The sequence below is a fragment of the Bradyrhizobium sp. 14AA genome (genome assembly GCF_054185205.1).
In genome coordinates this window covers 890480-916761 of sequence record NZ_JAVAYM010000001.1, presented here as the reverse complement: position 1 = coordinate 916761, position 26282 = coordinate 890480, and the positions used below count along the sequence as shown (strand labels likewise).

Below are 26282 nucleotides of genomic sequence, written 5' to 3'. Positions count from 1 at the left end.
AGAATCGACAGGCCAAGACGGCCGTTCGGAAACGCGCCCAGCCCCTCTCGAAAATTACTCAAAATCAAATACTTGGAGCAATTCTCGACGATAGAGGCTGAAGTCGTTCGCCCTGACTCTCGGCTGAACCCAAGTCTTTTAGCACGGCAAGACGAGGGCGCCAGCGCTTACCTGCGCCTGATTTGGCGCCCTTTACTTCGCATCCTTGGCGGCAACGGCCTGGCGATCGCGCGCCGCGGCAAGCTCGGCCTCGATCTTGGCGCGCTGGTCCGGCGGGATCACCGCCTGGTCACGATCCGGCGGCAGATCATGCACCGGCAGATAGCTGCCCGGCTCCCTGGGATGCGCCTGCGCATCCGCGGGCGTCATATCCGCGAGCTGACTCGAGCAGCCGCCCAGCGCGAACGCCACGCTCAGCAGCGCGCCACAGATCAGCAGCGACTTTTGCAGGTCCCTAAACGCCAACACTTGGGAAATCCCCTACTCGTCCCAAAGCACGGCCCCGGGCAAGTCTTACCCGACCCCGCGCCCAAGCTCAAACCATTGCTGCCCAAATGGTGCGAGCGAGAAAACAGCCCGGGACCACCAAACCGAGCGGTGCGGCTCGATTGTGACGGAACCAAGAAAATTTGTCGCACTGCAACACATCTTCGAGAGTGTTTAACGCCAAAGATGCGAGCTTCGCGGTGACGAATACGGAATGACTCGTTACTGTTCTGCTCATGAGCATGGCCACGACCGACACGCCCAAACCCGAGACGAAGTTCGATGCGGAAGCCTTCGCGATGAATGTCGCGCGGGCGATGGAGAGCGGCGGCAAGGCGCTGGCCGCCTACCTCAAGCCGCGCGAGAGCGGCGAGGTGCAGGATCGCCCGCCGGCCGAGCTTGCCGAGGTCGTCAAGACCTTCACCTCGGTCGCCGAATACTGGCTGTCGGATACGTCCCGCTCCTCCGATCTCCAGACCAAGCTCGCGAAGGACTATCTCGACCTCTGGGGGTCGGCGGCGCGCCGCATGGCAGGCCAGCAGGACGCCCAGCCCGCGATCGCGCCCTCGCCGCGCGACAAGCGCTTTGCCGATCCGGAATGGAAGTCGAACCAGTTCTTCGATTTCCTGATGCAGCTTTATCTGCTCACGACCAAATGGGCGCAGGAGCTGGTGCGCGACGCCGATGGTCTCGATCTGCAAACCCGCCGCAAGGCGGAGTTCTACATGCAGCAGCTTACCAACGCGATCTCGCCATCGAACTTCGTGCTGACCAATCCGGAAGTGCTGCGCGAGACGGTCGCCAGCAGCGGCGAGAACCTGGCGCGCGGCCTGAAGATGCTGGCCGAGGACATCGCGGCCGGCAAGGGCATGCTGAAGATCCGCCAGTCCAACCCGGACAACCTCGTGGTCGGCGTCAACATGGCGACGACGCCGGGCAAGGTGATCTACCAGAACGAGATGATGCAGCTGATCCAGTATTCGCCGACCACGGAGACGGTGCTGCGCACCCCGCTCCTGATCGTGCCGCCCTGGATCAACAAGTTCTACATCCTCGATCTCAAGCCGGAGAAATCCTACATCAAGTGGTGCGTCGACCAGGGCATCACCGTGTTCGTGATCTCATGGGTCAATCCCGACAAGCGGCTCGGCACCAAGAGCTGGGAAGACTACATGAAGGAAGGCCCCCTCACGGCGATGGACGTGATCGAGAGGGTCACCGGGGAGATGAAGGTGCATACCGCCGGCTATTGCGTCGGCGGCACGATGCTCGCGACCACCCTGGCCTGGCTCGCCGAGAAGCGCCGCCAGCGCGTGGCGTCCGCGACGTTCTTCGCGGCGCAGGTCGACTTCACCCACGCGGGTGATCTGCTGGTCTTCGTCGACGAGGATCAGATCTCAGCGCTCGAGCAGGACATGAAGGCCGCCGGCGTGCTCGAGGGCTCGAAGATGGCGATGGCCTTCAACATGCTGCGCTCCAACGATTTGATCTGGTCCTATGTCGTCAGCAATTATCTGAAGGGCCAGCAGCCGAGCGCGTTCGACCTGCTGCACTGGAATTCCGACGCAACCCGCATGACCGCGTCGAACCATTCCTATTACCTGCGCAATTGCTATCTGGAGAACCGGCTCTCCACCGGCACCATGGTGCTCGACAACACCCTGCTCGATCTCTCCAAGGTCAAGGTGCCCGTCTACAACCTCGCCACCCGCGAGGACCACATCGCGCCGGCGGAATCGGTGCTGTACGGCTCGCAATTCTTCGGCGGCCCGGTGAAGTACGTGCTGTCGGGCTCGGGCCACATCGCCGGCGTCGTCAACCCGCCGGCCTCGAACAAGTACCAGTACTGGACCAACGACAACGTCAAGGACATCAACGTCGCCGAGTGGATGAAAGGCGCGGTCGAGCACAAGGGCTCGTGGTGGCCGGACTGGCGGCAATGGCTGGGCGGGCTCGATCCGGAGGAAGTCCCCGCGCGCGCCGTCGGTAGCGACGCCCTGCCGGCGATCGAGGACGCGCCCGGCAGCTATGTCAGGGTTCGCGCATAGCGGAATCTGCCGCGCTTTCGTATAGACTCGCTCTCGACACAGCGACCACAGAGGGGACGGACTATGACGCGCGAATTATTCTGGCTGACACTGACGGTGATCCTGACCGGAATCCTCTGGATTCCCTACACCATCAACCGCTGCCAGGTTCGTGGTCTCACCGGCGCGATGGCCAATCCCTCCCGCGGCGACAAGCCTCAAGCCGAGTGGGCAAACCGGTTGATGTTCGCGCACGACAACGCCGTCGAGAACCTCGTGCTGTTCGCCCCGCTGGTCCTGATCCTGAACGCGATCGACTATTCCTCGAAATGGACCGTGCTCGCCTGCGCCGTCTATTTCTGGTCGCGCGTCGCGCATCTGATCGTCTACGCGCTCGGGATCCCGGTGTTCCGCACGCTGGCCTTCACCGTCGGCTTCCTGGCGCAGGCCGTGCTGGCGCTGGCTATTTTCAAGGTGTTTTGAGCCCCCGTGTCCCAGCTCTGCAGCGCACCGCCAAGTGGCGTTGCGCTGCGTCCGGGGCACGAGACCGCCCTACTCGTCCGCCAAGCCCAACATCAGCCGCATGTTCTGCACGGCTGCGCCCGAGGCGCCCTTGCCGAGATTGTCGAGCCGGGCGACCAGCACCGCCTGGTGATATTTGTCGCTGGCGAAGACGTAGAGCTCGAGCATGTTGGTCTCATTGAGCGCTTCCGGCTCCAGCCGGCCGCCCTTTGACGCCTCGTTCTGAAGCGGCATCACCGAAACGTACTTTGAACCGGCATACCGCTTGGCCAGCGCGGCCTGCAGGTCGGCACCACCGGGCTTGCCCGGCAGCGTGTCGAGCTGGAGCGGCACCGAGACCAGCATGCCCTGCCGGTAGTTGCCGACCGAGGGGATGAAGATCGGCCGCCGCGTCAGGTTCGAATAGAGCTGCAGCTCTGGCAGATGCTTGTGCTCGAAGCCGAGACCGTAGAGCTCGAACGACGGCGCGCTGCCGTCTTCAAAACTCGCGATCATCGACTTGCCGCCGCCGGAATAGCCGCTCACCGCGTTGACGGTGATGGGATAGTCAGGAGGCAAAAGGCCCGCATCGACGATCGGCCGCAGCAACGCAATGCCGCCGGTCGGATAGCAGCCGGGATTGGAGACCTTCCTGGCGGCCTTGATCTTGCCGGCCTGCTCCGGCGTCAGCTCGGGAAAGCCGTAGGCCCAGTCAGGCGCGACCCGGTAGGCGGTCGAGGCGTCCAGCACCTTCGGGCCCGCAGCGCCCATGCTGTCGACCAGCGCAACCGTTTCCTTGGCGGCATCGTCGGGCAGGCAGAGGATGACGAGATCCACCTCCTCCATCAGCGCCTTCTTGGCCGCGGGGTCCTTGCGCTTGTCGTCGGCGATCGTCTTCACGACGACGTCGTTCTGGAGCTTCAGCCGCTCGTTGATGCCAAGGCCGGTGGTGCCGGAGCCGCCGTCGACGAAAACGGTGGCCGGCTTCTTGGCCGCGCCGGTGGTCGGTGCTTGCTTGGTGTCAACGAGGCTCATGGCGCGCTCCTTTCTAGCATATTGGTTTCGTTCGCGAAGGCTTCCGGCCTCACGTCCTGCATCAATTGTGCGATTTCCCTGGCGTCGGCGTGAGCTTGCGCACCGAGCGCATTGGCGATCGCCGCGTAGTCGGCGTCGGACTTGTGCTGGTTGAGCTTGAAGCTGCCTTCGACCTCTTCAACTATCATGACCAGCCCCACGATCCCCTTCTTCATCGCTTCCAGCCGGCCCGCCGTCATCTTGCCCGAGGTCCACGGCTTCTTTGGCAGAAGCCAGTTCTCGAACTTGTCACTGAGCGTGTCGATCTGCACCGCCAGCTCGTCGTCCGACAACAGCCGCACCGGCCCGCTCAGATGCACCGACTGGTAGAGCCAGGTCGGCACCTGATCCGGGGAGACGTACCAGTCCGGCGATACATAGGCATCGGGGCCATTGACCGCGAGCAGCCAGGCCGCCTCGCCGCCCGCAAGCTTTAGCAGCGGATTGTGACGGGCGACATGAAAGGCGGCCTGCGGCGTGCCGTCGGCGGCGTAGGTCAGGTAGAACGGCAGCGGCGAGGCGACCGGCTTGTGGCCGTCAAAGGCGCACATGGTGCCGAAGCCGCGCTCGTCGGCGAATTTCAGGCTCGCGGCGCGGTCCTGCTTGAAAAACGGTGGCGTGTACATCGTGGTCTCCTGCTGGGCCTCCTTGGGGGGCCGCCGGATCAGATCGCGCTGACAGGAGAGAGAATGCCGCGGATCGGATCCAGCGGCAAAGACGATGATCTCAAACGCGATCGACCGCCCAAACCGCTAAAGAGCGGCGGCGGCGACGGGCGAACAGGATGGTCGCGGCGTTGATCATGGCGCGCGGCTATAAGGCCAGTTGCGGTTCCCGTCAAGGATCAGGCGTCAGATCACCCGCCAGATCCATTCCATGATCTTCGCGATCACGTCGCCGAACAGCAGCAGCGCCGCCGACCAGATCAGGGCCGAGACGAAATTGGCGGCCTGGAAGCTCCAATAGGGCATTTCGAAAATGCCCGCGGCGAGCGGTACCGAGGCGCGCAAGGGACCGAAGAACCGGCCGATGAAGATGCTGGGCACGCCCCAGCTCCGCACGAAGGCCTCGCCCCTGGGCAGGAGTTCCGGATAGCGCGAGAGCGGCCACATCTGGGCAACATGCTCCTTGTAGCGGTAGCCGAACCAGTAGGAGACCCAGTCGCCGAGCGCGGCTCCGAGGCCGCCGGCAATCCAGACCGGATAGAAGCTGATGCCGCTGGCCCCGATCAGCGCACCGATCGCAACCAGCGCCCCCCAGGCCGGGATCAGCAGCGAGATGAAGGCGAGCGACTCCCCGAAGGCGAGCAGGAACACGATGGGGGCTGCCCAGGCCTGGTGAGCGCGCACGAAATCGGCCAGGGCGTGCGCATACTGCTCCATTCCAGATTAGCCTTCCCGCCCTGTCTCAAGGTGCTGCTCGATGAAAAGGACTGGTAAGCCAAGGACTTGTGTGACATCAAGTCACAAAACCCGGCTGAAGCCGGACCGGGACGTCAAATTGCCGGGAATAGATGGGCCCGCGGCGTAAAATTGCCGGGATTGGCTCCCAACCACACCGCCCGGCCCGCCCCTGCGGTAACCTTTCAAGACCAGCCGTGGCATAGTCGGCCTAACCGATTCGCCGCTCAGGCGGCCCTCAAAGCGCATCAAGATATATGTCCAAGCAGTTGAAGTCCAAAGCAAAAGACGATTTTTTCGGCGGCGATGAGCCAAAGCCCCGCGCGGCCGCCAAGGCGGCGCCGCGCGCAAGCGGCGGAGAAGCCGACTACACCGCGGCCGACATCGAGGTGCTCGAAGGCCTGGAACCGGTGCGCCGCCGGCCCGGCATGTATATCGGCGGCACCGACGAGAAGGCGCTGCATCACCTGTTCGCCGAAGTCATCGACAACTCGATGGACGAGGCGCTGGCGGGACATGCGACCTTCATCGGCGTCGAGCTCTCCGCGGATGGTTTCCTGACCGTCACCGACAACGGCCGCGGCATCCCGATCGATCCGCATCCAAAATTCCCGAAGAAGTCGGCGCTCGAAGTCATCATGTGCACGCTGCATTCGGGCGGCAAATTCGACTCCAAGGTCTATGAGACCTCGGGCGGCCTGCACGGCGTCGGCATCTCCGTGGTGAACGCCCTCTCCTCGCTGCTCGAAGTCGAGGTCGCGCGCAGCCAGAAACTCTACCGCATGACGTTCGAGCGCGGGCACCCCAAGGGCAAGCTCGAGGACCTCGGCAAGATCAACAACCGCCGCGGCACGCGCGTGCGCTTCAAGCCCGACACCGACATTTTCGGCGCCAAGGCCGCGTTCAAGCCGCAGCGCCTGTTCAAGATGACGCGCTCGAAGGCGTATCTGTTCGGCGGCGTCGAGATCCGCTGGAACTGCGCGCCCGAACTGCTGAAGGGCGTCGAGGACGTCCCGGCGGAAGCGACGTTCCACTTTCCCGGCGGCCTCAAGGATTATCTGGCCGCGGCGATCCACGCCGACACGCTGGTGCATCCGGATATCTTCTCCGGCAAGTCGGGCCGCAACGGCGCGCATGGCGCCTGCGAATGGGCTGTGGCCTGGACCGCGGATGCCGACGGCTTCCTGTCGTCCTACACCAACACCGTGCCGACGCCCGATGGCGGTACGCACGAATCCGGTCTGCGCAGCGCGCTTCTGCGCGGCCTGAAGGATCACGCCGAACGCGTCGGCCAGGGCAAGCGGGCCTCGTCCATCACGTCGGAAGACGTGATGGTGGGTGCAGCCGTGATGCTGTCGGTGTTCGTGCGCGAGCCTGAATTCCAGGGCCAGACCAAGGACCGCCTCGCAACGGCCGAGGCGCAGCGCATCGTCGAACAGGCGATGAAGGATCCGTTCGACCATTGGCTGTCGGGCAATCCGAACATGGCCAACAGGCTGCTCGACTTCGTGGTCGACCGCGCCGAGGAACGGCTGCGGCGGCGGCAGGAGAAAGAGACCGCGCGCAAAACCGCCGGCAAGAAACTGCGCCTGCCCGGCAAGCTCGCCGATTGCACCGACGCCGGCACCGAAGGCTCCGAGCTCTTCATCGTCGAGGGCGACTCGGCCGGCGGCAGTGCCAAGCAGGCGCGCGATCGCAAGACCCAGGCCGTGCTGCCGCTGCGCGGCAAGATCCTCAACGTCGCCTCCGCCGGCAAGGACAAGCTGACGGCGAACGCCCAGCTCTCCGACCTCGTGCAGGCGATCGGCTGCGGCCAGCTCCTGCAATATCGCGAAGAGGATCTGCGCTACCAGCGCATCATCATCATGACCGACGCCGACGTCGACGGCGCGCACATCGCTTCGCTCTTGATCACGTTCTTCTACCGGCAGATGCGACCGCTGATCGACGAGGGCCACCTCTTCCTCGCGGTGCCGCCGCTCTACAAGCTCACGCACGGCTCGAAATCGGTCTACGCCCGCGACGACAAGCACAAGGAAGCGCTGCTCAAGAGCGAGTTCAACGCCAACGCCAAGGTCGAGGTGAACCGCTTCAAAGGTCTCGGCGAGATGATGCCGGCACAGCTCAAGGAAACCACCATGGATCCGCGCAAGCGGACGCTGCTCAAGGTGGTGCTGCTCGCCGACGACCGCGACACCACCGCAGATTCGGTGGAGCGGTTGATGGGCACCAAGGCCGAAGCGCGCTTCGCGTTCATCTCGGACAAGGCCGAGTTCGCCAGCGAGGAATTGCTGGACGTCTGATCCGCCGGCGCCAGGCGCCGCCCGTCCATCGGAGCCCCGGCGCGAAGCCGGGGCTCTTTTTTGTGGGGACGACACCGGCCATGTCCGGGGATCATGTCCGGCCATCCTGCCAAGGCCGCCGCGCACCCTCGATTCCCGCCGCGTGCCTGGCGACTCGGCCAACGACTCACGGAGCCAAGACCGAGGTACGATCGCCTCCATTTCGGACAAAGCCGAATTCGCTAATGAGACCTTAACGGAATTCGTGATTTCGAGATCCGATTAATGCGTTGAAATCACGTCGCTATTTTCAATCTCAGTCGCCAGACCCCAGATCACCACCGAGCGGCGTTTTCGGCCAACTGTGCCTGTCCGGCAACAGCATTTCGGCGGGAAACGTCTATAGTCCGGGCATCAGATCACACGGACTTCAGTGCGCTCGCGCCTGCTACGACAGACCAAGGTTGGGGATTTTATCATGAAGAAGATTTTGCTCGCTCTGACCGCGGTTGCGGCGATGACCGGTTCGGCCTCGGCTGCCGACCTTGGGGCCCGCCCCTACGTGAAGGCCCCGATGCCGGCGCCCGTCGCCAACTGGACCGGCTTCTACATCTTCGGCGGTGCCGGCGGTGGCATCTCGGCCTCTGACCAGAGCGTTGTGGATACGGTTACCGGCACGCCGCTGACGATTACGCAGCGCCAGGGCGGTTCGGGCTGGTTCGGCACCGTCGGTCTCGGCTACGACTGGCAGTTCAGCGGAACCTGGGTCGCCGGCGTGTTCGCCGACGGTCAGTTCGGCAGCATCCGCGGCACCGTTCAGGATCCGCTCAACGGCATCACCGGTAGCCAGAAGCTGGAAGACTCGTGGGCCGCCGGCGTGCGCCTCGGCTGGCTCGTCGCTCCGAACGTTCTCTCCTACGTCAACGGCGGTTACTCGGGCGCCCACTTCGGCCGCACCAGCTTCACCGACTTGGCTGGCGTTCCGGTCGGTGCCCATCTCAACGGCTACAACCGCAACGGCTGGTTCATCGGCGGCGGCGTGGAAAACAGCCTGAACATCTTCGGCATCTCTTCGCCCGGTTGGTTCATGAAGACCGAATATCGCTCGGCCTTCTACAACGCGAAGACCCAGAACGAGCTGTTCGACGTCACCAACCTCCCTGTCGGCAACAGCATCCGCGCCAACAGCTGGAACCAGACGGTCTCGACCTCGCTGGTCTACCGCTTCAACTGGACCGGTCCGGTCGTCGCGAAGTACTGATCTGATCTGAACTTCAATTCAGACGTCAAAGCCCCGGCATCGCCCGGGGCTTTTTCGTTGTGTCGACTTGTCTGCCGAGGTCGCGGCTCGATTCGTCGAAAGCTGCGTGCGGTGCACGACGCGCCAATGGGTCGCGCAAGCCTAGACGGGTCGCCTGAGGCCAGGCGTTCCACGTCGTATGTCTCTGACCGGCAACATCTTTTTGGAGGGAACCGTCTATAGATCGGTCATCGGATGACGCGGGAATTCTGTGCGCTCGCGCCGAACAGACCAAGGTTGGAGAATTTGGACATGAAGAAGTTTTTGCTGGCTCTGACCGCGGTTGCGGCGACGACGGGCACGGCTTCCGCCGCTGATCTGGCTGCCCGCCCCTACACCAAGGCTCCGGTCGCCGTTGCGCCCGTCGTCAACTGGACCGGCTGCTACGTTGGCGCCGGCGGTGGCGGCGCGATGACCAACAACGACAACAACGTCTACGATCCGGTGACGGGTGCCGCCTTCACCTCGAACCAGACGAACGGTGCACGCGGCTGGTTCGGTACCGTGCAGGGCGGTTGCGACTACCAGTTCCAGAACTGGGTGGTTGGCGCCTTCGCTGACTACGATTTCATGGACGTCCGCGGCGACACCACCCTGGGCACGTTCGCCACCGGCAAACAGAAGCAGGATTGGCAGTGGGCCGTGGGCGCTCGCGTCGGCTACCTGATTCTACCTCAGTTGCTGGCCTATGTTTCGGGCGGCTACACACAGGCGCACTGGAAGGACACGACCTTGAGCCTCACCGGGATCCCGCAGTTTACCTCGCCTGGCTTTACCAAGAGCGGCTGGTTCATCGGTACTGGCCATGAGTACGCGCTGACCGGCTTCCTGCCCGGCCTGTTCTGGAAGACCGAGTATCGCTACTCGGAATTCGATCGCCAGAATAGCTCCATCAACGATTTCGCGACGGGTGCCCTCCTTGTCAAATCCGCCCAGAAGTTCAGTGAGCACAGCGTCCGCAGCGAGCTCGTCTACCGCTTCAACTGGGGTGGCTCGGGCGGCGCCAAGTACTGATCCGACCTGGTCTCAGATAATCGGAAAGCCCCGGCAATGTCCGGGGCTTTTTCTTTGCGGGAATCGCAGGCGCAGGCGAGCTGAGCTTGATCGCAAAGCCCAGTCCATCAGTGGTCGCCCTGCTCCGCGCATCACGAAGCGCCATCGCTTCCGCCCGCGCTTCCTGCGGCCCTGCTTCCGCAGCCATTGTGTCCGAACCGAAGCTACGGCTAGTCTGGCCCGAAGTTTTCGTGGCCGCGCGGTCGTTCGTGCCGTGGACCGCGGCAGAATCAGACCGATGGGGAGGAATGCATGCGCAGATTTCTGCTTGTAGCAGGCCTGTTTGCCCTCGCCGTCGGGCTGCTCTGGATCGGACAGGGCACGGGCACGATTGCCTGGCCGCGATCGAGCTTCATGGTCAACCAGCTGCAATGGGCCGGCTATGGCGCAGCCATGGCCGGCTTCGGCCTGGTCCTGATCTGGCAGAGCAACCAATAGAAGAAACCAGGAAGTAAAAGCATGACATCCAACCGGTTCGATCTCCGCGGCAAGGTCGCGATCGTCACAGGAGGCAATGGCGGCATCGGGCTCGGCCTGGCCCACGGTCTCGCCGACGCCGGCGCCGATATCGCGGTGGTCGGACGCAACGAAACCAAGTCGGCCGCGGCCGTCGCCGACCTCAAGGCGCGCGGCGTGAAGGCGATCGCCGTCACGACCGACGTCACCGACAAGGCGGCGGTCGCTTCCATGATCGACCGCGTCGTCAGGGATCTCGGCCGCATCGACATCCTCATCAACAATGCCGGCATGAGCATCCGCAAGCCGCCGCACGAGCTCGAGCTCGACGAGTGGAACAAGGTGATCGACACCAACCTCACCAGCGCCTTCGTGTGCTCGAAGCTGGCCTATCCGGCGTTGAAGGCGTCCGGCAACGGCAAGGTGATCAACATCGGCTCGATGATGTCGATCTTCGGCGCCAGCTTCGCGACGGCCTATGCGGCGAGCAAGGGCGGCATCGTGCAATACACGCGCGCCTGCGCCAATGCCTGGGCGCCCGACAACATCCAGGTCAACGCCATCCTGCCGGGCTGGATCGACACCGATCTCACCCGCGGCGCGCGGCAGCAGGTGTCGGGATTGCACGAGCGGGTGCTGGCGCGCACGCCTGCGGGGCGTTGGGGCGACATCGACGACTTCGCCGGCATCGCGGTGTTCCTCGCCTCGCCCGCGTCGAACTTCGTCACCGGCACTGCGATCCCCGTCGACGGCGGATTCTCGGTGATGGCCTGAGGCCGCTCGCACGCAAAAAAGAAGCCCCGGCAAAGCCGGGGCTTTTGAATTTTGGCAGTGATCGTCTTTTGTCGCTGTTTGGTCGTCCGTTGACTCAGTAGCGCGCGATGACCGGCGCGTCGAACTTGTAGCTCGCACGCACGACGGCCCACTGGATGTCGCGCGGCTTGGCATCGAAGGTGTAGTTGCCGGAGGTGCCGCCGAGCTGATAGGTCTGGCTGCCGAAGGCTGCGTAATTGTATTCGAGGCCAACGATCCAGTTGCGGGTGATGCCGTACTCCCAGCCGGCGCCAACGGTCCAGCCGTTGGCCCAGTGGGTCTGACCGCCCGAGCCCGTAGACGGGTTCGGAACGGTGTCGCTGACGCTGAGACGGTTGTTCACGCCGGCATAGCCGCCCTTGATGTAGAACAGGTTGTTCTGCACCGCGAAGCCGGCGCGACCGACGACGGTCGCGAGCACATTGGCACGCCAGGAGAACACGTCGTCACCAGCGCCGAACGCGGTGTTCGTGAACGAGCCCTTGTTGTCGAGGCCGGAGATCGTGCCTTCCATGCCGAACACGTAGTTGTTGGCCTGCCAGTTGTAACCGATCTGGGCGCCGCCCATGATGCCCGCGCCGCGCTGGCGATAGCCCTGACCGGGGACGAGGTCGCCGAACGGCGCGCCGATCCCGTTGTTGATGAACTGCTCGTTGGTCCACGCGCCGCCGATGTGGCCGCCGACATAGAAACCGGTCCAGTTGAACAGGGGCTCGACGTAAGCGGGCGCCTTCGTGTAGCGCGCACCGAGATCGGCGGCGGAGGCAGCGCCGGTCGAAACCAGAGCGGTCGTGCAGGCGAAGGCGGCAATCAACTTGTTACGCATGGTACACCCCGTGTCCTTTGATGGGCGCACGGTCACACGCAACTCTTACTCAAATTTGAATCAAGAAAGTTAAGACGCCGGATTGGCAGGTTGCGACCCCTGAATCCGTCTGCGCTGTTGCAGGTCCGCAACGCGCGAAGCGCGATTTAACGTGACATTATCCCTACCGAATTGCCGCGCTACGATGCCGGAGCAGCCTTCGAATGCACGTGCTCGGGCCGCACGCCGAGCCCGATCATGCGCGCCGGAATGCCCTGGAGCCATGGCAGCGCGGTGATCAGGCGCACGATCAGCGGCACCTTCAGCGGCTGGCCGCCGCCCTGCAGCGCGCCGCTGATGATGTTGTTCTGCACGATCACCTGCATCGCTTGCGTCATCTTCACCGGGAACTGGCGGCGGCGCCGTACGGCGTCGAGCTCGTCCTCGGACGGGCAGCCGTGCGCGAGCTTGTCCGCGAGCAGATTGGCGGTCGCGACCGCGTCCTGCACGGCGAGATTGACGCCGACGCCGCCGACCGGCGACATCGCGTGCGCGGCGTCGCCGATGCAAAGCAGGCCGGGGCGCGTCCAGCGCGTCAGGCGGTTGATCGCGACGGTGAGCAGCTTGATGTCGTCGAAGCTCTTCACCTCGTTGATGCCACTCTTGAGGATCGGCGCCATGCGCACCACGTCGTCGAGCAGCGCCAGCAATCCCCTCGCCTTCACCGCATCATGCTGTCCCTTGGCGATGACATAGGCGCATTGCCAATAGTCCCCCCGGTCGAAGGTGATCATCATCTTGCCGGGCTCGACGCGCGCGAACACGTTCTCCGTCTCGTCAGGTTTGCGACCGGCGCGAAACCACAGCACGTCCATCGGCGCGCCGATCTCCTCGACGTCGAGGCCCGCGCGCTCGCGCACCGTCGAATGCCGGCCGTCGCAGGCAATGGTGAGATCGGCTTCGATGTCGATGATGCCGTCCGGCGTTCTCGCCCGCACGCCGGCGATCGTGTCGCCGCGGCGGATCAGATCGACCGCCTCCGTGCTCATCATCACCTTGAGCGAGGCAAAGCGCCGGCCGGCCTCGCGGAGGAAATTGAGGAAGTCCCATTGCGGCATGAAGGCGATGAAGGGGTACTTGGTGCGGAGCCGGCCGAGATCGGCGATACGCACCGGGGTACCGCCGAACAGTCCATCCATCGTCTGCAAGCGCTGATGCGGCAGCTTCAGGAAACCGTCGATCAGGCCGAGCTCGTCCATCACCTGGAGCGTCGAGGGATGCACGGTATCGCCGCGGAAGTCGCGGAAGAAATCCGCATGCTTCTCAAGCACCACGACGTCGATGCCGGCGCGTCCCAGGAGATAGCCGAGCATCATGCCGGCCGGCCCTCCGCCGACGATACAACACCGGACTTGTACGGAGGAACTCGGGTTCAAAGCCACCCTCATTTACGACTTAAGTTTTCTGTGCGGTGCAGCAAGCAGGTTTAATTTGCCGCAGCTGTGAATGCCCGTTAGCGTTGCAACAAATTTCGATTTCTTTCAGGAAATTGCAGTGCGGACGATCCTTATATTGCTGGGCATCTGGATCCTGATCAACGTGCTTTTCGTTGTGATCATGATCCCGCCGCGCAAGCCGCGGAAGTCGAATCCGCAGGGCGCTGGCGCGCTTGCCCCGGTGCGGATCGACCAGAATAGCTATCCGTTCGAGGAACAGGAGGAGAAGCTCCTGCTCCGTCACGTCATCATCTCGATCGCGATGGGCGCATTCTTTTCGCTGGCTCCGCCCCTGATCGAAGCCGTCGAATCCATCAAGCACTTCTTCAGGAAGCCCCGCCTTTAGCGGGGCTCGCGTCGCCCGACGATATCAACCGCTCAGTTGTTGCTGCGGTTCGCGCTGCGGAAACTCTTGATCTCGGACACGCTGCCGTCGCGATAGGTCAGCTCCACCGAGATGAACTGCGTGGCCGGATTGAGCTTCATGTAGAGCGGCATGCCGGCGCTGATCGCGCTGGGGTCGCGCATGTCGCACCCCGGCATCTTCAACACCTGGTTGGGAACGGCGGTATCGATGCCAATGCGGACTTCGCGGATCGCGCAGCGGTAGGACACCAGGTGCGTGTAGTAGACGAGCAGCCCGTTGAACTCGCGGAATGACAGCCAGCTCGTCGCGGTCATGTCGAGGATCTTGCGCTGGTCGCGGATCAACGCGGCCTCGGGATCGAACCTGATCGGAAACGGCCCCTGCAGGTCGCCGGATTGATCGACATAGCGGACCTCGATCGTGCCGGCCTGCGCATCCGGCGGCAGCTCGATCGACGGGTTCGGCATCCGCTTGCGGGTGCGCGGATCGAGCGTGTCGATGAAGCCGGTCTCGCGGAAATCGCCGTTGCCCGCCATGCGCCAGGAAATGCCGAGCGTCGGATCGGCGAAGGAGAACACCACGCTCCAGCCGCCATTGTGCCGCGAGAAGCTCGCGATCGGCGCGTTGGTGGTCTCTTCCTTCGGCAGGCGCGGCACTGACACCGGCGGCAGCGCCGCCAGCTGCTGCGGCGGATCGGCCGGACGCGCAACTGCGTCCTTGGCGTTGCCGCTCAGGAAGACGTCGTCGACCATCTGATCGAAATAGACCGGCACCTGCCTGTGCTTGACGGTGTCGGCCATCTCACTGACGAGACGGCGGGTGCGCTGCGCCACCTGCACGAGGTTCTCGCCGGGCTGGAGCAGCTCCCTGGCGAAGGTGCGCGTGAACACCGAATTGGGATTGGCGTCGTCGTTGGACAGACGATCGAGCGCGGTCTGGCGGGGGCCCGCCGAAAATACCGAGAACACCCCTTCCGGCAATTGCACCATCGGCGCAAGCCCGCCGCCGCCGGCGACCGCGCGGGTCCCTTTGCGCTCGAAGGGGTTGTTGCGGCAGGCGTCGAACACCAGGATCGAGGTCCGCGCCTTCTTGTTCTGAAGACGCTCGACGATGCGGTCGGCCAGGATGGAGGCGTCACGCACCAGCTCCTCCTGCCCTTCGGTCGCCGCCGGCACGTCGGTCGGCAGCAGGTAGTTCTGGCCTGCGATCTCGAAGCCGTGGCCGGCGTAGAAGAAGAAGGCGGTGTCACCGGGCTCGATCGCCCGGTCGAACGCGAGCAGCGTCTCGGAGAATTGCTGCCGGCTCTGGTTCTCGGCGACCATCACGGAGAAGCCGAGCTGCTTCAGCGTATCGCCCATGGTGCGGGCGTCGTTGACGGCCTTGAGCAGCTTCGGGACGTTCCTGTAGTCGTTGTTGCCGACGACGAGCGCGACGCGCTTCTCGGCATAGGCGGGAAGCGCGAAGCCGCCCAGGCTCACCGCGAGGCCAAGGGTTGCCAGAATTCTGAAAAGGCGACGCGTCATCGAAAAAATCCCGTTGCAGAGCGGCCCCGTGCCGGTTCCCTCGAACGCTCGTTCATTGGAGCCCCACCTGTTGATGTGATAGTCGGCCCAGACATATCGACGGTTCAACGGGCGCAGGCTTGGGTTCCATCATCTGCCTATGGCAGATTCCGCCGGAATCTGCTCTTTCTAGAGCAACTGCGCTGCAAGCGGGGGCTGCCGTGTTTCGCTGGTGTACCGACGAAGTCGAGCCGCATGATCGCTTCGATTATTGGCGCGAGGTGCGCGCCAAAGGCCTGTTCGGCGTCACGGCAGAACTCGAACGGGAGCGACGCGCGGACTTCTACGGTGAATTCTCGCTGCGCCAGCTCGGCGGCGGCGGCGGTCTCGTCGAGCTGAAGGCCTCGCAATATGCGGTCGAGCGCAGCACGTCCGATATCGCCTACGCGCCCGGTGACAGCATCTGCGTCTACCAGCAGCTCGGCAGCGGCGGCTGGTTCGGCGGCATGCGCGGAAGCGACTTTTCGATCGCCAATGGCCGTTTCGCCACCAGCCATACCGACCTGCCCTATCGCACACAGCCGCTGGGCGCGGGAGGCTTTCACCTGCGGATCCTGAAGATCCCTGTGAGCTGCATCCCGGCGCAGGACAAACGCGTGCGCGAGCTTGCGCCCCGGACATTCGACGATCCGACCCTGGCGCCCCTGCTCGACGCCTGCTTCGCCGATCTCGGCGAGGCCGCCGCGGGTGATGACGCCGACGCCGATGCAGCCGCGCTGGTCCAGGCCTCCCTCGTCCAGGCTTTGGCCCATCTGGCGCTGATCGAGCGCGGCATCGTGCGCCCCGGCGGCCGGCTCGGTCAGGCTGCGCTGCGGACCGCCCGCCTCTCGCAGGCGCGGCGCCTGATCGCTCGCCACCTGGAAAACCCCAGTCTCGCGCCAACGATGGTGGCCGACCAGCTCGGCGTGTCCGTGCGCCACCTCCACATGCTGTTCGAGACCGCGGCCAGGAGTTTCTCGCAGACGGTGACTGACGAGCGCCTGAAACAGAGCCGCCGCCTGATGCGCGAAGCACCGGAGCGGCTGATCGCTGACATCGCGAGCTCCTGCGGCTTCGAGAGCCTGGCGACCTACTACCGGGTCTTCAACGCCGCCTACGGCATGGCCCCCGGCGACTTCCGCGCCCAGAGCCCGGAAGGGTGCTAGCCGTCGTTTTGGCGGATCCGGCCAGGTCCTGGCTTGGTCGGAAAACCCAAGCCACGCCCGGTATTTGGGTAAAAACCTCAGGTTTTTTAGGGTCTTCCCGCGCCCGCTCCATTGACTTTGGCCGATTCCCGCCTATGTTCCGGGGCGACGCGGCTCAGATCGAAGACCGATTCCTGAGCCTGGCGCTTTGTTCGCGTGAGTCAGCACCCCCAGCTTCTTTGAGAGCGCGCCGTTTCGGGGTGGAACGCGACAGCCTTATTACCCTCGATTCCGAACGGCGGTTTCGACCAGAGGCTCAATGTCCTTTTCAGATCTCGGACTGTCCGAAAAAGTCCTCGCCGCAGTGGCGGCCACCGGTTACACCACCCCCACCCCCATTCAGGAACAGGCGATCCCCCACGTCCTCGCACGCAAGGACGTACTCGGCATCGCCCAGACCGGCACCGGCAAGACCGCGGCCTTCGTGCTGCCGATGCTCACCATCCTCGAAAAGGGTCGAGCCCGCGCGCGCATGCCGCGCACGCTGATCCTCGAGCCGACCCGCGAGCTCGCGGCCCAGGTGAAGGAAAACTTCGACCGCTACGGCGCAGGCCAGAAACTCAACGTCGCTCTCCTGATCGGCGGCGTGTCGTTCGGCGACCAGGATGCCAAGCTGACGCGCGGCGTCGACGTGCTGATCGCCACCCCGGGCCGCCTGCTCGACCATACCGAGCGCGGCGGTTTGCTCCTCACCGGCGTCGAGCTGCTCGTCATCGACGAAGCCGACCGCATGCTGGACATGGGCTTCATTCCCGACATCGAGCGCGTCTGCAAGCTCGTCCCGTTCACGCGGCAGACCCTGTTCTTCACCGCGACCATGCCGCCGGAAATCCGGCGCATCACCGAAGCCTTCCTGCACAATCCGCAGAAGGTCGAGGTCTCCAAGCCCGCCACCACCGCCGTGACCGTCACGCAGTCGCAGGTGCCCGCAGGCCGCGAGGCGCATGAGAAGCGCGAGCTGCTTCGCCGCCTGCTGCGCGAGGCCAAGGATCTCAAGAACGCGATCATCTTCTGCAACCGCAAGCGCGAGGTCGCGATCGTTCACAAATCGCTCCAGAAGCACGGCTTCAGCGTCGGTGCCCTGCACGGCGACATGGACCAGCCGGCCCGCATGGCGGCGCTCGAGCAGTTCCGCAAGGGCGAGCTGCCGCTCCTCGTCGCTTCCGACGTCGCCGCCCGCGGCCTCGACATTCCCGAGGTCAGCCACGTCTTCAATTTCGATGTCCCCCACCATCCCGACGACTACGTCCATCGCGTCGGCCGCACCGGTCGCGCGGGCCGCACCGGCACCGCGATCTCGATCGTGACGCCGCTCGACCAGAAGTCGATGGTGGCGATCGAGAAGCTGATCGGCCAGAGCATTCCCCGCGCCGAAGGCGACTACGAAGTCCACGCCGAATCCGGAGATGCGACCGAGCGTCCGCGCGAGCAGCGTGGCCGCGAGCGTTCGCGTGGCGGACGTGGCAAGCCGCAACGCGGCGGCCGCGACCGTGAGCGCAGCCACGAGCCGCGCGAGCCGCGTGGCGAGACAAGGCATGCTTCCGAAGCGAGGCATTCGGAGGCGAGACAGCCCTCGGAGGCGAGACAGCCCTCGGAGGCAAGACAGCCCTCGGAAGCCAGGCATCGTTCCGAGGAGAAGCACGCGCCCGAGCCGCGGCGCAGCTCGCGCCAGCAGGTCAATAATAATTCGCATGTGCCGTCGATCGGCCGTCCGGAGCCGCGCCGTCAACGCGAGGCCGACAGCGAGCCGGGCGATCACTCGCATCTGCCGGCATTCCTGCTGCGGCCGGTTCGCTCCCCCGCCGGGGCCTGAAGCGCGATGCGCTCCAGGTTGCGGTTGAGGAAATTCGCCGCACACGTTTTTAGACGCTTTTCGTGAACGTATATTTACGGGGCGTTCACGAACGTCCGTTAGCCTACGAACATAATTTAAGCATTGCTGCGGTCGATGGTGCGCCGACCGCTGTGGGGTATGTTCCGTGGTCAAGGTGCTTGACGAACACGAACGCACGATGGCGTTCGCCGAGGTAGCACTCGGTCAGATCCGATCGCTTCGGCAGACTGCAATTCCCCGCAATTACGAGATCTGGTACGTCTACGCGACCGGCTACAACGCGCCGCTCAACAAGATCATCAACGAGACGCTGGCACGAAGCGGCAAGCTGACCGAAGCCGATCTCGAGCAGATCTACGAGACCTATCTCTCCCACATCAAGACCACCGACCGCATCGACAAGGTCGGCGCGCGCGTCATCGGCGAGATCGACGACGTGATGAAGGTTCTCGGCGATGCGCTCGGCATGGCCGGCTCCTACGACGCCAGCCTGTCGGGCGCGACCGAGAAGCTGTCGTCGGCCAAGAGCCGCGAGCAGATCAAGTCGATCGTCGAGACCTTGCTGCGTTCGACCAGCGAGATGCGCGAGACCAACAAGGCGCTCGAAGACCGGCTGACGCTGTCGAAGAGCGAGATCAACAATCTCCAGCAGAGCCTGGAGGCGATCCGCGCCGAGAGCCTGACCGATCCGCTCACGGGCCTCGGCAACCGCAAATATTTCGACCGCATGATCGACATGGCCGTGCAGAGCGCGCTGGCGAGCGGCGAGCCGCTGTCGCTGCTCTTGTTCGACATCGATCACTTCAAGTCGTTCAACGATTCCTACGGCCATCTCACCGGCGACCAGGTGCTGCGGCTCGTCGGCCTCTCGCTGAAGCAGACCATCAAGGGCCAGGACATCACCGCGCGCTATGGCGGCGAGGAGTTCGCGGTCGTGCTGCCGAACACCGCGCTGCGCCAGGCCCTCACCGTGGCCGACCACATTCGCCGCGCGGTGATGGCGAAGGAATTGAAGAAGAAATCGACCGGCGAGATCCTCGGCCGCGTCACCATCTCCGTCGGCGTCTCCATGCTCAAGCAGGGTGACGACACCGACGCGCTGATCGAGCGTGCGGATGCCTGCCTCTACGCGGCCAAGCGCAACGGCCGCAACCGCGTGATCTGCGAAGCAGATCCGGAATTCGCAGTCGAATCGCACAGTCGGGTGGCGTAGGTTTTCACCAGATGCCGTAGGGTGGGCAAAGGCGCATAGCGCCGTGCCCACCATCTCGGCGTGACTATTTCGAACGGTGGGCACGCTCCGCTTTGCCCACCCTACGCACCGCCTTCTTGGCAACCTTCTTCGCCACACGCTTCTTCGGCACGGCCTTCTTCGCGACCTTCTTCCCCTTCGGCCGCTTCTTCACCTTGGCGCGCTGGGCGGCGGCGAGCGCGCCCCTCGCCCATTGCGCAAGTTCCGCGGAATCGTCGAACAGGCGCGCGGGCAGCTCCCAATAGGAGTTGACCAGCACGGTCTTGGCGCGGGTCGAATACTGGAACGGCTTCGAGCCTTCGGCTTCAAAGTCCGGAATCGTCACCTCGTCGGCGCGGAAGAACAGGCCGGCGCGCAGAGACAGCGCGAAGTTGATGCCGTCGGCGGAGATGCCGTAGCCGGAAAACATCTTTCGGATGGTGACGGGGCCGAAATCGGCGAACAGGTCGATCAGGAATTCGCGGTCCATGGGCACCCTCGTGCCCCGGACGCAGCGCAGCGTGCAACGATGCGCTGCTGAGCCGGGGCCCAGTCTTCTGTACCGATGACTATAGCGTGGGTCCCGGCTCTGCGCAGCAGCGCAAGGGCGCTGCGGCGCGTCCGGGACACGAGAGTGTTGGGAAGGCGCTACCCGTCGATCTTGGCCGGGCGCAGCTCGACCGACTCGCCGCAGCCGCAGGCGGAGATCTGGTTAGGATTGTTGAAGACGAACTGGGCCTGCATCTTGTCGGCCTTGTAGTCCATCTCGGTGCCGAGCAGGAACAGCACGGCCTTGGGATCGACCAGGATCTTGACGCCCTTGTCCTCGACGACCTCGTCGGTCGGGCGGATCTCGTGAGCGTATTCGACCGTGTAGGACTGGCCGGCGCAGCCGCCGTTCTTCACGCCGACGCGCAGGCCCACGATCTCGGAATCGGCGCGCTGGGTCAGCTCGGTGATGCGCTGGGCAGCAGCGTCCGTCAGCCGCATCACCTGCGGGCGCGGGCGCCGCGGCTTCGGAGTGGATGCTGGTGTTGCCTGTGTCATGTCAGTGATGTGGTCAGTTGCGGAGCGAATTCAATGCCAGAGTTACGCGTCACCACATGTTGAGGACGAGGCGAGCCTCGTCGCTCATGCGCTCGGGCGACCACGGCGGCTCCCAGACGACCTTGACGTCGACCACGCCGACGCCGGGCACGCTGGCGACCGCGTTCTCGACCATGGTCGGCAGCTCGCCGGCGGCCGGGCAGTTCGGCGTCGTCAGCGTCATCAGGACGTCGACCGAGCGGTCGTCCTTGATCTCGACCTTGTAGATCAGGCCGAGCTCGTAGATGTCGGCCGGGATTTCCGGATCGAACACAGTCTTGAGCCCGGCGATGATCTCGGTGGTCAGGCGCTCGGTCTCCTCAGGCGGCAGCGCCGACTGGGTCTCCATCGGATTGGCTTTGATTTCGGCCGTGTCACTCATGCGAACAAATCCCGCGCCTTCAAGAGCGCCTGTGCCAGATGATCGACTTCTTCCCGCGTATTATACATGCCGAACGAGGCCCGGCATGTCGCCGTCACGTTGAACCGCTCTAAAAGCGGCATCACGCAATGGGTGCCGGCGCGCACCGCGATGCCCTGGCGGTCGATCACGGTGGCGACGTCGTGGGCGTGTGCGCCCTTGAGCTCGAAGGAGATCACCGGGCCCTTGCCGCGCGCGGTTCCGATCAGCCGGAGCGAATTGATCTCGCGCAGCTTCTCCTGGGCATAGGTGACCAGATCGTGCTCGTGGGCGGCGATGCGCTCCTTGCCGATCGAATTGACGTAGTCGATGGCTGCGCCAAGCCCGACCGCCTCGACGATCGCGGGCGTGCCCGCCTCGAATTTGTGCGGGGGATCGCCATAGGTCACGACCTCGCGCGAAACCTCGCGGATCATCTCGCCGCCGCCGTTGAAGGGGCGCATCGCGACGAGGTGATCGTATTTGGCCCAGAGCACGCCGATGCCGGTCGGACCGTAGACCTTGTGGCCGGTGAAGACGTAGAAATCGCAACCGATGTCCTGGACGTCGACCGGAATGTGCACCGCACCCTGGCTGCCGTCGACCAAGACGGGAATGCCGCGCGCGTGGGCGATCTTCACGACGTCCTTGACCGGGACGATGGTGCCGAGCGCGTTCGACATCTGGGTGATCGCGACCAGCTTGGTCTTGGCCGTCAGCAGCTTCTCGAACTCGTCGATGAGGAAGTTGCCCTCGTCGTCGACCGGCGCCCACTTGATCACCGCGCCCTGGCGTTCCCTGAGGAAGTGCCATGGCACGATGTTGGAGTGGTGCTCCATGATCGAGATGACGATCTCGTCGCCTTCCCCGATGTTCGGCCCGCCCCAGGACGAGGCGACCAAATTGATCGCTTCCGTCGCGTTGCGGGTGAAGATCACTTCCTCAGGTCGCGGCGCGTTGATGAACTGCGCGACCTTGGTGCGGCCGCCCTCATAGGCTTCGGTCGCGGCGTTGGCGAGGTAATGCAGGCCGCGATGCACGTTGGCGTATTCGGACTGATAGGCCTGCGTCATGCGGTCGAGCACGGCGCTCGGCTTCTGCGCCGAGGCGGCGTTGTCGAGATAGACCAGCGGCTTGCCGTAGACCTGCATGGCGAGCGCCGGAAAGTCCTGGCGCACGCGCGCGACGTCGTAGGCGCCGTTCTTGACTGCGGGATTCGTGCTCATGACCGCCGCTCCAGCCAGCGCTCGGCAATGCCGATCACGTGCTCGCGCAGATTGTCATCGGCGATCTGCTCGATCGCCTCGCCAACGAAGGCCTGGATCAGCAGCGCCTGGGCCTGCTTCTCCGGCAGGCCGCGCGCCTTCAGATAGAACAACAGGCTGTCGTCCAGCGCGCCGGCAGTAGCGCCGTGGCCGCAGGAGACGTCGTCGGCGAAGATCTCGAGCTCGGGCTTGTTATCGGCCTCGGCTTCGTCCGAGAGCAGCAGCGCGCGGGTCATCATCTTGCCGTCGGTCTTCTGCGCATCGGGACGGACGATGATGCGGCCCTGGAACACCGAATGGGCGCGATCGTCGATCACCGCGCGGAAAACTTCGCGGCTGACGCAGTTCGGCACGGCGTGGTCGACGACCAGCGTGGTGTCGCCATGCTCGGTCTTCTGCAGCAAGTTGACGCCGTTGGCCGAGAGCTCGCTGCCCTCGCCCGCCAGCGTGATGAATCCCTGGAGGCGGCTGACGGCGGCGCCGGTCGTCATGTTGAAGAAGTTGAGCTTCACATTGGCGCCGACGGTGACGAATTGCGAGGTGACGTTCACGGCATCAGGCGCATCGTCCATCAGGCGGATATGCGCGATGTCGGAATCGTCGCCGACGGTCAGGAGCACGGCATCGTTGACCTGATAGGCCTTGCTGCCTGCCGCGACGAAGCTCTCGACGATCGTGGCGCGTGCGCCCTTCCCGATCGCGACCTGCGAACGGGTGAAGGCCGACGCAGAAGATGCGGTCGCGATGTGGATGATCTGGATCGGCGCAGACAGCTGTGCGCCGTCGGCGATCGACAGAACGACGCCGTCGGTCGCCATCGCAGCGTTGAGCGCGATCACGGCATCGGTGGCTGCGGTCTTCAGCAGACCGACATCCTTCTCCAGCGTCTCCCGCAGAGTCCTGAAGCCTGCCTCGGCGGCAAGCGCCTTCACGTCGGAAAGTTCGGCCGCGAATACGCCGTCGACCAGCACCAGCTTGCGGGCTCCAGCGATCGCATGTGCCTTCACCGCGTCCGCGGCGCGCTTCAGCGCGGCTGCATCGGGACTAGCTGCCAGCGGCAGCACCTCGCCGACCAGTGCGCGCAGGTCGGTGTATTTCCATTCCTCGATCCGGCGATGCGGCAGGCCGAGACGCTCATAGGTCTCGAACGCCTCGCGGCGCACTGCTGCCACTTCCGGCGAACCCGGCAAGCGGCCTTCGGCGCTGGCGAACAGATCGCTCACCGCGCGGCCACCTCCGGTCTTTGCCACAGCAACGTTCATCGCAAAAATCCTTACGCGTCCTCGAACTGGGCGTAGCCGGACGACTCCAGCTCCAGCGCCAGATCCTTGGCCCCGCTCTTAACGACCCGACCGCGCGACATCACGTGCACGAAATCGGGCACGATGTAGTTCAGCAGCCGCTGATAATGGGTGATGACGACCATCGCGCGCTTGGGTGAGCGCAGCGCGTTGACGCCGTCGGCCGCAATGCGCAGCGCGTCGATGTCGAGGCCGGAATCCATCTCGTCGAGGATGCACAGGCTCGGCTCGAACAGCGCCATCTGCAGCACCTCGTTGCGCTTCTTCTCACCGCCGGAGAAGCCGACATTGACGCCGCGCTTGAGCATGTCCTGCGGGATGTTCAGCGACTTCGAGACTTCGCGGACCTTCTTCAGGAAGTCCGGCGTCGAATATTCGCTCTCGCCGCGGGCCTTGCGCTGCGCGTTCAGCGCGGTGCGCAGGAAGGTCATGGTGGCGACGCCGGGGATCTCGACCGGATACTGGAACGCCAGGAACACGCCCTTGGCGGCGCGCTCGTCCGGCGACATCTCCAGGAGGTCCTCGCCCTTGAACAGGATCTGGCCGTCGGTGACCTCGTAGCCGGGCTTGCCGGCGATGACATGGGAGAGCGTCGATTTGCCGGAGCCGTTCGGCCCCATGATCGCGTGCACCTCGCCCTCGTTCACGGTCAGCGTCAGCCCGTGGAGGATCTCACGCTCCTCGACACGAACCTTCAGGTCTTTCACTTCAAGCAAAGCCATCTTGGTATCCAGTCTATTCAATTGATGTTGGAGCGCCGGAGCGCGCCGCGAGGGCCAGCGATCAGCCGACCGACCCTTCAAGCGAGATCGAGATCAGCTTCTGCGCTTCAACCGCGAATTCCATCGGCAGCTGCTGCAGCACGTCCTTGACGAAGCCGTTGACGACGAGGCCGACAGCCTCTTCCTGCGAAAGGCCGCGCTGGATGCAGTAGAACAGCACGTCCTCGGAGATCTTCGAGGTCGTTGCCTCGTGCTCGAACGTCGCCGAGGAGTTCTTGGCCTCGATGTACGGCACGGTGTGCGCGCCGCATTTGTCGCCGATCAGCAACGAGTCGCAGGCGGTGAAGTTGCGCGCGCCGGTCGCTTTCCGATGCGCGGTGACGAGACCGCGATAGGTGTTCTGCGACTTGCCGGCCGCGATGCCCTTGGAGATGATGCGGCTCGACGTGTTCTTGCCGAGATGGATCATCTTGGTGCCCGAGTCGACCTGCTGGAAGCCGTTCGAGATCGCGATCGAGTAGAACTCGCCGCTCGAATTGTCACCGCGCAGGATGCAGCTCGGATACTTCCAGGTGATCGCCGAACCCGTTTCGACCTGGGTCCAGGAGATCTTGGAATTGTTGCCGCGGCAGTCGCCACGCTTGGTGACGAAATTGTAGATGCCGCCCTTGCCTTCCGAATTGCCCGGGTACCAGTTCTGCACCGTCGAATATTTGATCTCGGCGTCGTCATGCGCGACGAGCTCGACCACGGCGGCATGCAGCTGATTCTCGTCGCGCTGCGGCGCGGTGCAGCCTTCGAGATAGGAGACGTAGGAGCCCTTGTCGGCGATGATCAGCGTGCGCTCGAACTGGCCGGTGTTGCGCTCGTTGATGCGGAAATAGGTCGACAGCTCCATCGGGCAGCGCACGCCCGGCGGCACGTAGACGAACGAGCCGTCGGAGAACACCGCCGAGTTCAGCGTCGCGTAGAAATTGTCCGAGGTCGGAACCACCGAGCCCAGATACTTCTGCACCAATTCAGGATGCTCGCGGATCGCCTCCGAGATCGGCATGAAGATCACGCCGGCCTTCTTCAACTCCGCCTTGAACGTGGTCGCAACCGAGACCGAATCGAAGACCGCGTCGACCGCGATCTTGCGGCGGGCCGGATCTTCCTCGCCGGGCTTGGGCTCGACGCCTTCGAGCATGGCGACTTCCCGCAAGGGGATGCCGAGCTTCTCGTAGGTCTTCAGGATCTCCGGATCGATCTCATCCAGTGACGAGACCGACTTCTTCGGCTTCGGCGCCGCGTAGTAATAGAGGTCCTGGAAGTCGATCTTGGGATAGTCGACGCGCGCCCAGGTCGGCTCGGTCATGGTCAGCCAGCGCCGATAGGCCTCGAGCCGCCACTGGAGCATCCAGTCGGGTTCGTTCTTCTTCTGCGAGATGAATTTTACGATCTCTTCGGAGAGCCCCTTGGGCGCCTTCTCGGAGTCGATCAGGGTCTCAAACCCATAACGATACTGGTCGACGTCGATGCGCTTCACGCGCTCGACCGTCTCTTGTACGGCTGGCATTCCATCCTCCGCTCGCGGTTTCAAGGACCGCGGTGGATCAAACTCGAACGACTATTACGATGTTTCTGTGCGGAAAGCA

25 protein-coding genes are annotated in these 26282 nt (G+C 64.1%); 11 read left to right on the top strand and 14 right to left on the bottom strand.

The genetic code is table 11. From position 1 onward, the window contains the following. Nucleotides 1-192 precede the first annotated feature (192 nt). Nucleotides 193-468: a hypothetical protein gene (locus RAD15_RS04275; RefSeq protein ID WP_458174656.1), complete on the bottom strand. Its 276-nt coding sequence runs from the start codon at nucleotides 466-468 to the stop codon at nucleotides 193-195. A 254-nt stretch (nucleotides 469-722) separates the two neighbouring features. On the opposite strand from RAD15_RS04275, the gene RAD15_RS04270 reads away from it, so the two are divergent. Next, a complete protein-coding gene (locus RAD15_RS04270; protein WP_458174654.1) occupies nucleotides 723-2534 on the top strand; it encodes a PHA/PHB synthase family protein in 1812 nt (603 codons plus the stop codon). Between the two features lie 63 nt (nucleotides 2535-2597). Further along, nucleotides 2598-2996, top strand: coding sequence for an MAPEG family protein (locus RAD15_RS04265; protein ID WP_458174652.1), 399 nt, complete (start codon nucleotides 2598-2600; stop codon nucleotides 2994-2996). 69 nt (nucleotides 2997-3065) lie between these two features. On the opposite strand, the gene argC is transcribed toward RAD15_RS04265, so the two are convergent. The 3 genes from argC to RAD15_RS04250 form a co-directional block, all read right to left on the bottom strand. After that, on the bottom strand, nucleotides 3066-4049 hold the full coding sequence (gene argC, locus RAD15_RS04260) for an N-acetyl-gamma-glutamyl-phosphate reductase (RefSeq protein ID WP_458174650.1): 984 nt from the start codon (nucleotides 4047-4049) through the stop codon (nucleotides 3066-3068). After that, entirely contained in the window at nucleotides 4046-4714 is a 669-nt protein-coding gene (locus RAD15_RS04255; protein ID WP_458174648.1) for an FMN-binding negative transcriptional regulator, read from the bottom strand. The genes argC and RAD15_RS04255 overlap by 4 nt, the downstream gene beginning before the upstream one ends. Before the next feature lie 225 nt (nucleotides 4715-4939). Continuing rightward, a complete protein-coding gene (locus RAD15_RS04250) occupies nucleotides 4940-5470 on the bottom strand; it encodes a DedA family protein (protein WP_458174646.1) in 531 nt (176 codons plus the stop codon). 275 nt (nucleotides 5471-5745) lie between these two features. Between RAD15_RS04250 and parE the strand changes: the two genes are divergently transcribed. The 5 genes from parE to RAD15_RS04225 all read left to right on the top strand — a co-directional run bounded on the left by parE (nucleotide 5746) and on the right by RAD15_RS04225 (nucleotide 11353). Continuing rightward, a complete protein-coding gene (gene parE / locus RAD15_RS04245) occupies nucleotides 5746-7791 on the top strand; it encodes a DNA topoisomerase IV subunit B (RefSeq protein WP_458174644.1) in 2046 nt (681 codons plus the stop codon). Nucleotides 7792-8248: 457 nt separating this feature from the next. Beyond that, a complete protein-coding gene (locus RAD15_RS04240) occupies nucleotides 8249-9031 on the top strand; it encodes an outer membrane protein (protein WP_458174642.1) in 783 nt (260 codons plus the stop codon). Between the two features lie 291 nt (nucleotides 9032-9322). Continuing rightward, entirely contained in the window at nucleotides 9323-10084 is a 762-nt protein-coding gene (locus RAD15_RS04235) for an outer membrane protein (RefSeq protein WP_458174640.1), read from the top strand. Nucleotides 10085-10375: 291 nt separating this feature from the next. Continuing rightward, a complete protein-coding gene (locus tag RAD15_RS04230) occupies nucleotides 10376-10561 on the top strand; it encodes a hypothetical protein (RefSeq protein WP_063194318.1) in 186 nt (61 codons plus the stop codon). A gap of 21 nt (nucleotides 10562-10582) precedes the next feature. Continuing rightward, entirely contained in the window at nucleotides 10583-11353 is a 771-nt protein-coding gene (locus RAD15_RS04225; RefSeq protein ID WP_458174638.1) for an SDR family NAD(P)-dependent oxidoreductase, read from the top strand. A 94-nt stretch (nucleotides 11354-11447) separates the two neighbouring features. Here RAD15_RS04225 and RAD15_RS04220 read toward each other — a convergent pair whose 3' ends face one another. Together RAD15_RS04220 and RAD15_RS04215 are read right to left on the bottom strand one after the other, a co-directional pair. Continuing rightward, a complete protein-coding gene (locus RAD15_RS04220; RefSeq protein ID WP_458174636.1) occupies nucleotides 11448-12218 on the bottom strand; it encodes an outer membrane protein in 771 nt (256 codons plus the stop codon). A gap of 179 nt (nucleotides 12219-12397) precedes the next feature. Then, nucleotides 12398-13645 (bottom strand): FAD-dependent oxidoreductase, encoded by a 1248-nt coding sequence (locus RAD15_RS04215; RefSeq protein WP_458174634.1) that lies wholly within the window; start codon nucleotides 13643-13645, stop codon nucleotides 12398-12400. A 106-nt stretch (nucleotides 13646-13751) separates the two neighbouring features. On the opposite strand from RAD15_RS04215, the gene RAD15_RS04210 reads away from it, so the two are divergent. After that, a complete protein-coding gene (locus RAD15_RS04210) occupies nucleotides 13752-14039 on the top strand; it encodes a hypothetical protein (protein WP_458174632.1) in 288 nt (95 codons plus the stop codon). A 32-nt stretch (nucleotides 14040-14071) separates the two neighbouring features. Here RAD15_RS04210 and RAD15_RS04205 read toward each other — a convergent pair whose 3' ends face one another. Continuing rightward, nucleotides 14072-15583, bottom strand: a complete 1512-nt coding sequence (locus RAD15_RS04205) for a caspase family protein (RefSeq protein ID WP_458174630.1) — start codon at nucleotides 15581-15583, stop codon at nucleotides 14072-14074. A gap of 200 nt (nucleotides 15584-15783) precedes the next feature. Between RAD15_RS04205 and RAD15_RS04200 the strand changes: the two genes are divergently transcribed. The 3 genes from RAD15_RS04200 (at nucleotide 15784) to RAD15_RS04190 (ending at nucleotide 19853) form a co-directional block, all read left to right on the top strand. Continuing rightward, on the top strand, nucleotides 15784-16767 hold the full coding sequence (locus tag RAD15_RS04200) for a helix-turn-helix transcriptional regulator (RefSeq protein ID WP_458175037.1): 984 nt from the start codon (nucleotides 15784-15786) through the stop codon (nucleotides 16765-16767). Between the two features lie 298 nt (nucleotides 16768-17065). Continuing rightward, complete coding sequence (locus RAD15_RS04195) at nucleotides 17066-18619, top strand: DEAD/DEAH box helicase (RefSeq protein ID WP_458174628.1); 1554 nt, start codon at nucleotides 17066-17068, stop codon at nucleotides 18617-18619. 166 nt (nucleotides 18620-18785) lie between these two features. Further along, entirely contained in the window at nucleotides 18786-19853 is a 1068-nt protein-coding gene (locus tag RAD15_RS04190; RefSeq protein WP_458174626.1) for a diguanylate cyclase, read from the top strand. A gap of 64 nt (nucleotides 19854-19917) precedes the next feature. Here the strand turns inward: RAD15_RS04190 and RAD15_RS04185 are convergent, their stop codons facing one another. The 7 genes from RAD15_RS04185 to sufB all read right to left on the bottom strand — a co-directional run bounded on the left by RAD15_RS04185 (nucleotide 19918) and on the right by sufB (nucleotide 26203). Continuing rightward, nucleotides 19918-20361, bottom strand: coding sequence for a TfoX/Sxy family protein (locus RAD15_RS04185; RefSeq protein WP_458174624.1), 444 nt, complete (start codon nucleotides 20359-20361; stop codon nucleotides 19918-19920). A gap of 158 nt (nucleotides 20362-20519) precedes the next feature. Further along, complete coding sequence (locus RAD15_RS04180) at nucleotides 20520-20918, bottom strand: HesB/IscA family protein (protein ID WP_074123211.1); 399 nt, start codon at nucleotides 20916-20918, stop codon at nucleotides 20520-20522. Between the two features lie 49 nt (nucleotides 20919-20967). Beyond that, on the bottom strand, nucleotides 20968-21339 hold the full coding sequence (locus RAD15_RS04175; protein WP_458174622.1) for an SUF system Fe-S cluster assembly protein: 372 nt from the start codon (nucleotides 21337-21339) through the stop codon (nucleotides 20968-20970). Further along, entirely contained in the window at nucleotides 21336-22583 is a 1248-nt protein-coding gene (locus tag RAD15_RS04170) for a cysteine desulfurase (protein ID WP_458174620.1), read from the bottom strand. Before RAD15_RS04170 ends, RAD15_RS04175 begins: the two co-directional genes overlap by 4 nt. After that, a complete protein-coding gene (gene sufD / locus RAD15_RS04165; protein ID WP_458174618.1) occupies nucleotides 22580-23884 on the bottom strand; it encodes a Fe-S cluster assembly protein SufD in 1305 nt (434 codons plus the stop codon). Before sufD ends, RAD15_RS04170 begins: the two co-directional genes overlap by 4 nt. Nucleotides 23885-23895: 11 nt before the next feature. Beyond that, nucleotides 23896-24645: a Fe-S cluster assembly ATPase SufC gene (sufC, locus tag RAD15_RS04160; RefSeq protein ID WP_458174616.1), complete on the bottom strand. Its 750-nt coding sequence runs from the start codon at nucleotides 24643-24645 to the stop codon at nucleotides 23896-23898. Between the two features lie 61 nt (nucleotides 24646-24706). After that, nucleotides 24707-26203 (bottom strand): Fe-S cluster assembly protein SufB, encoded by a 1497-nt coding sequence (gene sufB / locus RAD15_RS04155; protein WP_458174613.1) that lies wholly within the window; start codon nucleotides 26201-26203, stop codon nucleotides 24707-24709. Nucleotides 26204-26282: the final 79 nt, after the last annotated feature.

Excerpts from the sequence above, each read along its gene's own strand:
- RAD15_RS04265 (WP_458174652.1), top strand. The coding sequence starts at position 2,598 with ATGACGCGCGAATTATTCTGGCTGACACTGACGGTGATCCTGACCGGA.
- parE (WP_458174644.1), top strand. The coding sequence starts at position 5,746 with ATGTCCAAGCAGTTGAAGTCCAAAGCAAAAGACGATTTTTTCGGCGGC.
- RAD15_RS04170 (WP_458174620.1), bottom strand. The coding sequence starts at position 22,583 with ATGAGCACGAATCCCGCAGTCAAGAACGGCGCCTACGACGTCGCGCGC.
- RAD15_RS04230 (WP_063194318.1), top strand. The coding sequence starts at position 10,376 with ATGCGCAGATTTCTGCTTGTAGCAGGCCTGTTTGCCCTCGCCGTCGGG.
- RAD15_RS04180 (WP_074123211.1), bottom strand. The coding sequence starts at position 20,918 with ATGACACAGGCAACACCAGCATCCACTCCGAAGCCGCGGCGCCCGCGC.
- RAD15_RS04240 (WP_458174642.1), top strand. The coding sequence starts at position 8,249 with ATGAAGAAGATTTTGCTCGCTCTGACCGCGGTTGCGGCGATGACCGGT.
- RAD15_RS04215 (WP_458174634.1), bottom strand. The coding sequence starts at position 13,645 with ATGAGGGTGGCTTTGAACCCGAGTTCCTCCGTACAAGTCCGGTGTTGT.
- RAD15_RS04255 (WP_458174648.1), bottom strand. The coding sequence starts at position 4,714 with ATGTACACGCCACCGTTTTTCAAGCAGGACCGCGCCGCGAGCCTGAAA.
- RAD15_RS04205 (WP_458174630.1), bottom strand. The coding sequence starts at position 15,583 with ATGACGCGTCGCCTTTTCAGAATTCTGGCAACCCTTGGCCTCGCGGTG.
- sufC (WP_458174616.1), bottom strand. The coding sequence starts at position 24,645 with ATGGCTTTGCTTGAAGTGAAAGACCTGAAGGTTCGTGTCGAGGAGCGT.
- RAD15_RS04225 (WP_458174638.1), top strand. The coding sequence starts at position 10,583 with ATGACATCCAACCGGTTCGATCTCCGCGGCAAGGTCGCGATCGTCACA.
- argC (WP_458174650.1), bottom strand. The coding sequence starts at position 4,049 with ATGAGCCTCGTTGACACCAAGCAAGCACCGACCACCGGCGCGGCCAAG.
- RAD15_RS04195 (WP_458174628.1), top strand. The coding sequence starts at position 17,066 with ATGTCCTTTTCAGATCTCGGACTGTCCGAAAAAGTCCTCGCCGCAGTG.
- RAD15_RS04185 (WP_458174624.1), bottom strand. The coding sequence starts at position 20,361 with ATGGACCGCGAATTCCTGATCGACCTGTTCGCCGATTTCGGCCCCGTC.
- RAD15_RS04250 (WP_458174646.1), bottom strand. The coding sequence starts at position 5,470 with ATGGAGCAGTATGCGCACGCCCTGGCCGATTTCGTGCGCGCTCACCAG.
- RAD15_RS04235 (WP_458174640.1), top strand. The coding sequence starts at position 9,323 with ATGAAGAAGTTTTTGCTGGCTCTGACCGCGGTTGCGGCGACGACGGGC.
- RAD15_RS04220 (WP_458174636.1), bottom strand. The coding sequence starts at position 12,218 with ATGCGTAACAAGTTGATTGCCGCCTTCGCCTGCACGACCGCTCTGGTT.
- sufD (WP_458174618.1), bottom strand. The coding sequence starts at position 23,884 with ATGAACGTTGCTGTGGCAAAGACCGGAGGTGGCCGCGCGGTGAGCGAT.
- RAD15_RS04270 (WP_458174654.1), top strand. The coding sequence starts at position 723 with ATGAGCATGGCCACGACCGACACGCCCAAACCCGAGACGAAGTTCGAT.
- sufB (WP_458174613.1), bottom strand. The coding sequence starts at position 26,203 with ATGCCAGCCGTACAAGAGACGGTCGAGCGCGTGAAGCGCATCGACGTC.
- RAD15_RS04175 (WP_458174622.1), bottom strand. The coding sequence starts at position 21,339 with ATGAGTGACACGGCCGAAATCAAAGCCAATCCGATGGAGACCCAGTCG.